This window comes from Margalitia sp. FSL K6-0131 (genome assembly GCF_038008735.1).
GTDB lineage: Bacteria > Bacillota > Bacilli > Bacillales > Bacillaceae_C > Margalitia > Margalitia shackletonii.
Genome location: NZ_JBBOZS010000001.1, coordinates 5,022,550 through 5,033,680, shown reverse-complemented (window position 1 = coordinate 5,033,680; position 11,131 = coordinate 5,022,550). Strand labels below are relative to the sequence as shown.

At 37.0% G+C, this 11,131-nt stretch carries 8 protein-coding genes; 5 read left to right on the top strand and 3 right to left on the bottom strand.

Annotated elements, in window-relative coordinates:
- Nucleotides 1-12: 12 nt before the first annotated feature.
- The gene (lacD, locus tag NSQ59_RS24620; RefSeq protein ID WP_055741776.1) at nt 13-984 is read left to right on the top strand and encodes a tagatose-bisphosphate aldolase; all 972 of its coding nucleotides are present in this window, start codon (nt 13-15) and stop codon (nt 982-984) included.
- A 748-nt stretch (nt 985-1,732) separates the two neighbouring features.
- Here lacD and NSQ59_RS24615 read toward each other — a convergent pair.
- A complete protein-coding gene (locus NSQ59_RS24615) occupies nt 1,733-2,590 on the bottom strand; it encodes a Cof-type HAD-IIB family hydrolase (RefSeq protein WP_055741777.1) in 858 nt (285 codons plus the stop codon).
- 128 nt (nt 2,591-2,718) lie between these two features.
- Nucleotides 2,719-3,075, bottom strand: coding sequence for a MerR family transcriptional regulator (locus NSQ59_RS24610; RefSeq protein WP_055741778.1), 357 nt, complete (start codon nt 3,073-3,075; stop codon nt 2,719-2,721).
- Between the two features lie 86 nt (nt 3,076-3,161).
- Between NSQ59_RS24610 and NSQ59_RS24605 the strand changes: the two genes are divergently transcribed.
- Nucleotides 3,162-3,482, top strand: a complete 321-nt coding sequence (locus NSQ59_RS24605; protein ID WP_055741779.1) for a hypothetical protein — start codon at nt 3,162-3,164, stop codon at nt 3,480-3,482.
- Nucleotides 3,483-3,519: 37 nt separating this feature from the next.
- Here the strand turns inward: NSQ59_RS24605 and NSQ59_RS24600 are convergent, their stop codons facing one another.
- Nucleotides 3,520-3,918 (bottom strand): acyl-CoA thioesterase, encoded by a 399-nt coding sequence (locus NSQ59_RS24600; protein WP_055741780.1) that lies wholly within the window; start codon nt 3,916-3,918, stop codon nt 3,520-3,522.
- A 354-nt stretch (nt 3,919-4,272) separates the two neighbouring features.
- Between NSQ59_RS24600 and NSQ59_RS24595 the strand changes: the two genes are divergently transcribed.
- The 3 genes from NSQ59_RS24595 to NSQ59_RS24585 all read left to right on the top strand — a co-directional run bounded on the left by NSQ59_RS24595 (nt 4,273) and on the right by NSQ59_RS24585 (nt 11,124).
- Entirely contained in the window at nt 4,273-5,553 is a 1,281-nt protein-coding gene (locus tag NSQ59_RS24595) for a hypothetical protein (RefSeq protein ID WP_340832969.1), read from the top strand.
- Between the two features lie 193 nt (nt 5,554-5,746).
- Nucleotides 5,747-9,919, top strand: coding sequence for a S8 family serine peptidase (locus tag NSQ59_RS24590; protein WP_055741782.1), 4,173 nt, complete (start codon nt 5,747-5,749; stop codon nt 9,917-9,919).
- 230 nt (nt 9,920-10,149) lie between these two features.
- Nucleotides 10,150-11,124 carry a quinone oxidoreductase family protein gene (locus tag NSQ59_RS24585; RefSeq protein WP_055741783.1) on the top strand — a complete coding sequence of 325 codons (975 nt, stop codon included), beginning with the start codon at nt 10,150-10,152 and terminating at the stop codon, nt 11,122-11,124.
- Nucleotides 11,125-11,131: the final 7 nt, after the last annotated feature.

The window sequence follows — 11,131 nt, the reverse complement described above, 5'->3', positions numbered from 1 at the left end:
GAGAGCTAGAAAATGAGAATAGTTAGCGAGAATAAAAGAAAAGCTTTGCAAAATTTAATGAACGATCAAGGAATCATCAGTGCTCTTGCTATTGATCAACGAGGTGCGTTAAAGAAAATGATGGGGGAAAAAGGAACACAAGCAGCAATGGAAGAATTTAAAGAGCTTGTATCGGAAATTTTAACACCCTATGCATCTTCCATTCTATTAGATCCGGAATATGGTTTACCTGCAGCGAAAAAGCGGGATGCGAATGCAGGATTGCTCATCGCATATGAAAAAACTGGCTACGATGCAACAAAACCGGGAAGATTCCCTGATCTTTTACCAATTTGGTCTGCTCGAAGAATCAAAGAAGAGGGAGCAGACGCTGTGAAATTCTTACTTTACTACGATATCGACGAACCAGCGGAAATTAATGACCAAAAGCATGCATTTGTTGAAAGGATTGGTTCTGAATGTGCAGCGGAAGACATCCCATTCTTTTTGGAATTAGTGTCCTATGACAGTAAAATCGAGGATGTAAAAATCAAAGAGTATGCAAAAGTGAAACCTCATAAAGTAAATGATATGATGGTAGAATTCTCTAAACCAAAATATAATGTAGATGTATTAAAGGTAGAAGTGCCTGTCAATATGGACTATGTGGAAGGTTACGGAACAGAAGCAGTATACACAAAGGAAGAAGCACAGCAATATTTCAAAAAGCAAAGTGAATCAACGGATTTACCATTTATCTTCCTAAGTGCCGGAGTAAGTGCGGAAATGTTCCAAGAAACATTACGTTTTGCTAATGAAGCAGGTTCCGATTTTAATGGAGTTCTATGTGGCAGAGCTACCTGGAAGGATGGAGTGCAGGTTTACGCCAATGAGGGTGTAGAAAAAGCTAGAGAATGGTTGCAAACACAAGGGAAAGCAAATATTGATGCATTAAATAAAGTTATTCAAGCAAGCGCATCTTCCTGTTTTGAAAAAATAAAATAAAGATGAATAAGGCAACGGTAAAATCATAACGGGTTCTCTTGAAGGGAACAAAATAAGTAAATCGTACACTTACTCGTATTGTTTGAGTAGGTGTTTTTTTGTTAATGCTAAGCCATTTATTATTAAAATCGTACCCGATTTAGCATTGAATTACACCTTGTACATTAACTGTTGTACAATGCTATTTTTCTGCGATTTTGATTACTGATTTTATGTTCATTTTTTATATCAGAGTCTCTATTATTTTTCATTGTTGATTTTCGTTAAGGTATGAGAATTGATAGGCGGAGATTTTCCGGCTATTGTATATAAGGGAGGCTAAAGAAGTAGATATAAGCGGAAATATTCCGATTAACTGCTCTAAATAGGACAAAATCTAAGGATTTCGATAAGATAAACGGAAAACCTCCTCTTATTTTTAAGGAAATAGGAGTATTTCCAAATTTAAACGGAATTTTTCCGTTTATTTTTCAAACAAGGTAAAATCTATATTTTAGTTATAACAGAACCATATTAAAAGATATTTCTACCAGATATTCAACCTATTTAGGGTTGAACTATTCAGCTTTTCCGAATAGTTGGTGTTTAATAATCACACGGTAAACAGTTGATAAATAAAGAAAAAAACTGCGATTTTTATAAAAACTGCAGTTTTTTTCTTTGCAAATTTATTGTGATTTCAAATGTTATTTTAGTTTTTTGTCCTCCAGAAAAAAAACCTTAGTAAAATCTCCGTTACTTTTCCTACTTAAGTTTCCATTACATAATTCCGCAAAGCGTAGGCTACTCCGTCTTCATTAAATTTCTTAGTAGTATAGGTGCTAATCTTTTTCGCCTCTTCAACGGCATTTCCCATGGCAATGCTCATTCCTGCAACCTTGAACATAGAAATATCGTTTAAATTGTCACCTATTGCCACTGTATCTTTTAGAGGGATGTTTAAAAAGTTTGCCATATAGGTTAATGCATTTCCTTTGCTTACCTCTGCGTGAGCAATTTCTAACTTAGTGCTACCAGAAGAAGTAAGGGATATATCTTGGCGGTTTCTTAAATTATTTTCAAGTTGTACTAGTTTTTCTCGATTAAAAGACAACACAAAAATTTTATATACTTCTAATTCGGGAATATTGATATCCTTGTAATCATTTATGTAGTGTAAACCGAATTGCTGAAATTGAATATCTCTTTCTTTGTTTGCCCACTCGAAAGGAAAATTCGCATCTTTTTCGAGTAGTGAGCGAATTTCTTCATCCAACTGTTCTTTTCCTTTTGTTAAAAGATGAATTCCTTGGTTTGTATATAACTCAAAGTAAAAGCCTTCTGATTCTAAAAAAGGAATAAGCTCTAATATAACATTATCAGGTATAATCAGTTTTCGGATAATCTCATTTCCATGATAAGCAATCGCGCCATTTCCGGTAATAACAGGGCAATCAATACCAGCATTTTCAAGAATCGCTTGCGTATCATGAAGAGACCTTCCTGAACAAATGGTTATGATGTCCCCCTGTTTTTGAACATCACGAATGGCCTCGGCATTTGTAGAGCTAATAGTCCCGTCCTCTGATAACAAAGTTCCGTCCAAATCAATAGCGATTAATTTCATTTTAAATCCTCCTAACTTGAAGCAAACAGTATCTGCAATGATTGATATATTTTGTTAGTGTTTATAAATTTCAGCATTGGTATGAATTTTTATTAAACAAATTCAATTTGCACATTATACTTTAATATTTATAATAATTCCTTTATTTCATCCAACTGTTTTTCTAGCTGAATTCTTCTGTTTTTAATTTCTTCTTCTTCCTGACGAAGTACTTCTAAATGGTTCGTTAACTGTATGACAACTTCGTTAATAAACTGGGAATCTCCACATCCAAATGAATGTTTCAACTTGAATAACAATTGAATTTCTTTAAGACTCAACCCCAAGCTTTTAAACTCCTTAATAACCTGATAATCTTGAATTTCTTTTTCTCCATAATCTTTCATGCTGCCTTTCCATTTTGGGGTCAGTAACTGCAAATCTTCATAATGTCTCACAGTATCTTTTGTTGTATTTAAATAAGCAATAAATTCTCCAATTCTCATTTTTATCACATCCTAAAAAGGTTGTTGACATGGGGTTAACCCCGCATATTTTAATGAAAATGTAAAAAGATAGGGGGTATGTGAGTATGATTTTGTTATGGATAGCAAAGGTGTTAACTTTTGGATATGGTGCATTATCCACATTAGCCGGCTCCTTGCAATGTCGAAAAAGAAATATTCCAACATGGTCGGCGATTGGAATGACAATCGTAGGTATAATCGTTATGGTTAGTTCAATATTTGTAAATATTATTCCAAATTCAATTATTATACTAATCTTTTGTTTTGTCCTGCTGCATATATTATCTATCGCAAATGGAAATCATCTTTACGGAAAAATAAATATAAAACATCATATAATCAGATTACTGTTTTCACTTGTTATTGTCCTATTATATATCGTTTAAAAGTTTGACACCCTTATAGAAAGGGTGCCAAATTCTTTTATGGCTTTACAAATAATGACCGTAATTCATCCGGAACTTCCCTGCTTTTTCGTGTTGCTGCATCCATAGCTACGCTTGTTACAAGTGCATCGGCACACTTTTCACCATGTTGATTGTAAATTTCCTGACGTAATACATAACTGCTTCCGCCGATCTTTTCAGGCTTCGTATGAATCGAAAGCCTATCATTTTGTCTGCATTCTTTCCGGTAATTGATGTTAATGTTCACCGTTACCGTTTGGATTCCCATTTCAAGAAACCGATCATACGGAAGACCGGCATTCTCATACCAATTTTCACGGCCCCATTCAAGATATTCTAAATACTTAGCATTGTTCACATGTCCGTTCACATCGATTTCAGTAGAGCGGACGATGATTTCCAGTACATCTTCCATTGTCGTGTTCACCTATTCTTGTCTTTTATTCCTATCATAGCATAATTTGATTGACCAGTGCTTCTCTTAAAGCGTTAGTAATCTGGTTATTAAGTGCCGAGAATTATAGCACATGTAATAAATTTCTTTTGCGATCGCAATTACATTGTTTATTTTCTCTATATAAAGAATTTCCTAAAATTAAGCGCGTAAGTCAGATATACTACAATGTACTCTTGATGGCAGAATATTTAAAAATTATATTCAAAAGAAAAGTAGATAATAAATACGGATCAATCTTTTCTTTCTAGCATTCTCCTATGTATTGATAGGATTTTCCCTCTATTTAATCTAAGAAAAAAGAAGGTATGTAAATTGAATATAACTTTGTTACATAATATTTTGCACCATATGCAGGAGCAAAACAGGAATATGACTCAACTAGCAAAAGAATCGAATATCCATATAAGTGAATTAAGTCGTATTTTCCATCATAAACAGTCACTTTCCTTGCACAATTTGGACAAAATCACTCTTGCATTAAGACTTAATGAAGGTGCTTTATATCCTTATTATGTTGAGGAATGCTTTAATGAAAGCAGAAATTTGGATAAACGAAAAAGTGAGCAATTCTTATATAAATGTGCTGTTATGGGGTATAGAGAACAACTTCACTTTATTTTGGATGCAGTATTGGAGGAGAGATCAAAAACGATCCGAAACAAAAACTTCGTTCGCATTTTTTCTGTGGCAGAGCAGCTTTTTGTAGAAGGAATGGAAGAACAGGCATTGTCACTGTATGAATTTATCATAGAGAACATGCCTGATCACTTTTCGCAAGAAGTAGCAATTTGTTATTTTAGAAGGTTTTATATAGTTCGTTTAACCGAAGAAGGACAATACGCCCTAGGGCATTTGTTAGAGCATATAGCTTATATGCCAGAGGAATTTCAGATATTATCCTATGTTTGGATTACTGCTACGTTTTATCTGCAGCAGGAATGGAAAAAGACTTTCTACTATGCTCGTAAATTAGAAAAAATGGCTAAAGAAGGAGAACATTATGGAAGAGCCCTTGTGTATCAGAGCCTTGCATTGCCACGCCTTGGAGGAACATTAGAAGAAGTATTAAATCTAATAAAACGATATGAGAAAGTTAGTGAATATTATGCAGATGCCGCTATAGGAAATCGATTTTGTGCTTTTTTAGATTTTGGTCATTTCGACTATGCTGATAAGTATTTAAGCTGGTTAGAAGGCAGGGATGATATGTTTGCCGGTTTACCGCGAGTGTTGGAGGCATATGTCCATCTGCATAGATTAGAGGATGTTGAGCAATTGTTGGATAGATTTCAAGAGATTATCAAAGACTGGGCCGCAAATATTCATCCCCATCAGAAGCAAATGTACCTACGTTTTCGTTATGCCTATGCCATGTACTATTTTGCCTGCAAAAGGTATTCGGAAGGGTTGGACGAGGTGTTGGATGTAGCTTATGCCGCAAAGGAAATCGGTATTACAGAAAGATTTAAACAATGTCTTCTTATCTATTGGGAATACAGATTTTTTGCGACAGTTGAACATGCGGAAAGATATAAAAAATTATTAAGTATAGATGAGTTTAATGAAATACTTCCAAATAAACTTACAAAGTGACACGGTGTATTTTGCTGCGCTTATAAATAGGTTCTATTAAAGAAGGCAAGAATTATATGTGTCATAGATTAACTCCATTTAAAATTCCTGTTTACTTAAAAAAATAGTGTTGATAGAATTTTTCAAAAAATAAAATTCCATCAACCTTATATAAAATGAGGATGTAACTAACACAGGAAGAGGGGAAATAGATATGAGGAGGAAGTTTTTAAAGAGTACGGCTATATTTGCGCTTAGCACAGGAGTTCTGTTTGGTGGCACTTTACCAAATATCAGCATCCATTCTTCAGTACTAGCAAAATCATCACCATCAATTGAACAAGTATTATCAAACTTAACGCCTGCTCAAAGAGAAGCTATTAAACAACTTAAAACGAGCGACCAAGGAGGCCTTCAATTATCTCCTGAGATTAATCTAAAAAGTGATGCTCCCGTTTCCGTCATTGTAGAATTTAAGGACAAGCCCGAAATAACCGCAGTGTTAGAAGCCCAAGCAGAAGGCAAAACTCTTTCTTCTGCTAAGGCAAAGCAGAGAGTAGATACAGCACATGAAACATTTCAAAACAATTTAAAAACGATTTTCAAAAATGAGTTGAAAGTAAAGAAGAACCCTTACACGATTAGGCGAGAATACAAGCATGCATTTAATGGTGTTGCTATGACACTTCCCGCTAACAAGGCAAAGGCATTGCTTCAATCCAAAGTAGTAAAGACTGTATGGAGTGACATGCAAGTACAGATAGAACCGCCAGTTACGGAGCAGGAATCAAAGAACCAGGCAGAGACTCATACGATGGTAACCTTTCCTGGCATCGAAAAACTTCATCAAGAGGGATTCACCGGAAAAGGTGTAAAGATTGGTATTCTTGATACAGGAATCGACTACAATCATCCAGATTTACAAGGAGCTTATAAAGGGGGATATGATTTCGTTGATAATGATAATGATCCGATGGAAACGACATATGATGATTGGTTGAAGTCTGGGCAGCTGGAAATAGCTAACGGTGAAACTTACTATACCGAGCATGGGACACATGTGGCTGGAATTATTGCCGGTCAAGGAAAAAATAATACCGATTATGCAGTAGAAGGAATTGCACCGGATGCCGATATCTATTCCTATCGGGTGTTAGGTCCATATGGCTCCGGTTCATCATCCGCTATTTTAGCAGGGATTGATAAAGCAGTTACGGACGGTATGGACATAATTAGTATGTCTCTTGGCGCTAATTATAACGATCCGTTGTATGTGACAAGCATTGCCGTTAATAATGCCGTACTAGCAGGAGTTACAACGGTTGTTGCTGCAGGAAACTCAGGTAATAACATGTATACACTAGGTGCTCCAGGCACTTCTCCGTTAGCAATCACTGTCGGAGCAAGCGATACACCTGTCACGGTTCCGACATATAAAGGGACTTTGCATGCAGACTCGGATGTATCAACTGATTTGAAACTGGTATCCAGTGGGTTTAGTGATAAAATAGAGGATTTTAAGGGACAAAACTTGCCAATCATAGATGTGGGACCTGGTGGTGCAACTTTTTATAAAAACAAAGATGTAAAGGGAAAACTTGTCCTTGTGGCTCGAGGAACTCTCGACATTAACAATATTATGAATACAGCAAAACAAAATGGAGCAAAGGCAGTTCTTTTATACAATACAAACCCGCCATTACAGGATGTATATTTAGGAGAAGGGTTTAACTATATTCCGATATTTTCTTTAAGTAATGAACAAGGGAATGTGATGAAGGAAAAGCTAGCTTCTGGAAACGCAACCTTCTCTTTTGATGATATGAGCCAAGAGGTAACCCAAGGAGATAAGCTGGCAGATTTCAGTTCTCGCGGCCCATCTCGTGTCCTTTATGATATTAAACCGGAAGTAACCGCACCAGGGGTTTCAATCTTCTCAACAGTGCCTTCCTATATGCATGGCCAGGACCAAGTCGGGAAATATCAATATGCATATGAACGCTTATCAGGCACATCTATGGCGACTCCAAATGTTTCGGGAGTAGCAGCACTTTTAAAGCAAGCTCATCCAAAGATGACACCTGCTGATATCAAAACAACACTCATGAACACGGCAGATCCATTAAATGGTGATTATAGCGTATTCGAGGTAGGGGCAGGGCGTGTCAACCCATACGAGGCAGTTCACACCCAAACCGAGATCCAAGTGGAAGATAGGACGGAAACACTGGGCAAAACCTCAGGAAATACAGATGACATTACTACTCTGGCTAGTAAAGGAATTAAAACGATTAAAAACAATACCGGTGCACTTAGCTTTGGTACTATTGCGCCTAACGGCAAAAATGTGAAAGATAAGCGCACTCTAGTTATCTATAACAATAGTGAGCAGGAAAAAACATTTAAAGTGGACGTTCAGTTCCAGACCGACCGAAGAGGTTCTAAGGATGCAACTGTAAATGGTGTTCAAATCTCAGAGGATAAGGAAATTACAGTAAAAGCAAATTCGAAACAGAATACCAATGTTTTTATTGATGTTCCGAAAACGGCTGCATTAGGCACGTATGAAGGGTATATCACGTACACAAACAAGGATAACCAAGAAGAAACATACCAAGTTCCGTTTGCGATTCATACAGTGAAAGAAGGAATCGATCATATCGCAGTAGATCCACCTGCATTTACGACGGCGGTTGAGGCAGGATATAATGGCATAAGATGGTCAGTTGGTCTCCTTTTCCAATTGAAATCTCATATGCGCACGATGGATCTGTTCCTTGTAGACCCGAAAACGAACCAAGAAATAGGATTCCTTGGTACATTGGACGGCACTGGTGCAGATGAAAATATTGAATACTATCTAAGAGGCTTGATGAACGAAGGGTATTATTATCCTTTAACAGGAAATTCGGATCACCCGATTGCCTATGATCATGAACAAACCAAACCAGGGTTGTACAAAATCAGGCTAGTAGGGACAAATGATCAGGGCAAAACCTTTAGTGCAGATGCTCCGGTGTACTATAGCGTTACGCAGCCAACACTCAATCTCAGTGCGGAATCTGGAGTATATGAATATAGCCCGGATCAACAAAACGTATCGTTAACAGGTTCTGTCTATGATCCTGGTGTCGCTGAGATGAAGGCTGGCGGCATGAATGTCTCTCAAGCTGATAATAAAGTTGTCTATACAGTACCGGGAAGCGGCGGCGGACTTGGTGGAGGAACAAAGAGCGTATCGGTTCCAGTAGACTCTAACGGTAAATTCACTGCACAAATCCCGTTGAATCCGAATATACAACCGTTCAAAGTGCAAATATATGCAGAAAATAAGGCGACAGTAAGGAACTATTATAGTAATAAATTTCTCTACTATGTGAAACAAGGAACTCCGTATGGAGCAGCTATTGCCGATAAACAGACAGTAAAAGCAGGCGATACAGTGACGGTTACTCTTTCCATGAATAATATGACAAGCATGAAAGAAGCTCAGTTTTCCTATATAGAAGCGAAGAATGTTGATGTGGTGAGTATTAAGCCTCATGCGACATTGGACGGCAAAGAGGATCTTAAAATACAGAAAGAAGGAACCGAGCCAAGCTTGGTAACGAAAATTACTGCAACATTGACTGGTGATACAGCAAAAAACGGAGTATCTGGAAAAGTTCCAATGGTAGATATCACATATAAAGTGAAAAGTGATTCTAATAGTGGAACCCTATCTTTACCACAATTCAATGTATCATATACAAGTACGGATGGCATGGCGAAATCCGCATTTGGTATTAGTATTCCATTTCAAGTAGAACGAACATACTCTTTTATGAAATCGTATGTCTATGCAGAGGCATTTATGCTGCCATATCTTGATGAACCATCTTCGGATTTGGATTATGTAAAGGCAGGCGCAAAAGTCAAAGTGACAGATGATACAGGAAAAGAATATTCAACCACGTTGGGCGGTGATTCATCGTTTTCTTGGCATCTATCATCTTACCTACCGCTGACGGATAAACCATTTACATTAGAAGTAGATATGCCGGGACATTTCATTGTAAAGAAAACCTTTACGATCGGGTTGAAAGAAAATGGAGAGGTTAAACCTTACTCGAAAGCACTTTATTACGAACATTCACCTGCAGGAGATGTGAACAAGGATAATGTTATCGATATTAAAGATGCGCTTTATATTCAATCCAATTGGAAAACAAACAAACGTGAAGCGGATATCAATTTTGATGGAGTGGTAGATGAAAAAGACATGCAATATGTAGTAAACAACTTTTTAATGCAAAATCCATGGATGTTGGATAAAGCTCCAAAACCAGAAACGAAATACAAAGGGAAAGCATTAAATGACATTCTTCACGAGGTGGGGATGCAATAATAACAAAGAGAGCAACGCCAAATAGGGCTGTTGCTCTTTTTTTCGGATAAAAAGCTGGAACCATTCACTGTTAAGGTACTTATAAGAAGAAATGAAGAAATAGAGGGTGTCCAAATTCACCCTCTATTACTTTTATTCATATAAGTATTTCTTATTGCATTATATAAATTTTTAAATCTATTCTTTTCCTACGCTCTATCATAGTATTAAGTAAAAGGGGTGGTAGAACAATGAAAGCAGTATTGGTTACTCAATTTGGCGGCACCGAGTTTTTACAATATGAGGATGTTGAGATCCCAACTATTGAAATGGATGAGGTGTTAATAAGAGTCGTTAAAACGAGTGTGAATTTTGCAGATATTAAATCGAGATATGGAAAAAAAGGCGGAAAGATACCGTTTATACCTGGTTTAGATGCTGCAGGATATATTGAAAAAATAGGTTCGCAAGTTACCAGTTTAAAAGAAGGACAAAGAGTCATCGCATTTCCTAAAAACGGATCATACGCGCAATACGTTGTTGCATCAGAAAAATTAGTGTTTCCGATACCGGATGAACTAGACTTTCAAACAGCTGCAGCTTGTCCCGTTGTTTCCTTCCTATCCCATCGATTACTCCAAAATGTTGCAAGGATTCAGGAAGGTGAATCAGTATTAGTTCATGCAGCAGCCGGAGGAGTAGGGACTACGGCTATCCAATTAGCGAAAATTATGGGGGCTGGTAAAGTAATCGGAACAGTTGGCAGTAAAGAAAAAATGAAAACAGCTAAAGAAAGTGGAGCCGATTACGTCATTTGTTATGAAGAGGAAAACTTTGCAGAACAAGTAAATGAAATAACAAATGGTAATGGTGTAGACATTATTCTGGATTCCGTTTCCGGCTCCGTCACAGAGAATAGTTTAAATTGCTTAGCACCTTATGGGAGGCTAGTGCACTTTGGTAATTCAAGCGGTGCGGACGGAAACATAAAAACGGTCGATTTACATTCAAGCTGCAGAGCTGTTTTAGGTTTTAGCCTTGGAACGACGCGGAAATTGAGACCGGAATTATTAAAGGAAACAGCTCAACAAGTCTTTCCGTATCTAGTTAATAAGCAGTTGGAAATAAAAATCGGACATGAATATTCTCTTTGTGATGCTGCAAAGGCCCATGATCTAATGGAAAAAAGATTAAATAAGGGGAAAATAGTATTAAATGTTCAGTAACTTTCTT

Coding starts and splice junctions, on each gene's coding strand:
- lacD (WP_055741776.1), top strand. CDS start 13: ATGAGAATAGTTAGCGAGAATAAAAGAAAAGCTTTGCAAAATTTAATG.
- NSQ59_RS24585 (WP_055741783.1), top strand. CDS start 10,150: ATGAAAGCAGTATTGGTTACTCAATTTGGCGGCACCGAGTTTTTACAA.
- NSQ59_RS24600 (WP_055741780.1), bottom strand. CDS start 3,918: ATGGAAGATGTACTGGAAATCATCGTCCGCTCTACTGAAATCGATGTG.
- NSQ59_RS24590 (WP_055741782.1), top strand. CDS start 5,747: ATGAGGAGGAAGTTTTTAAAGAGTACGGCTATATTTGCGCTTAGCACA.
- NSQ59_RS24615 (WP_055741777.1), bottom strand. CDS start 2,590: ATGAAATTAATCGCTATTGATTTGGACGGAACTTTGTTATCAGAGGAC.
- NSQ59_RS24610 (WP_055741778.1), bottom strand. CDS start 3,075: ATGAGAATTGGAGAATTTATTGCTTATTTAAATACAACAAAAGATACT.
- NSQ59_RS24605 (WP_055741779.1), top strand. CDS start 3,162: ATGATTTTGTTATGGATAGCAAAGGTGTTAACTTTTGGATATGGTGCA.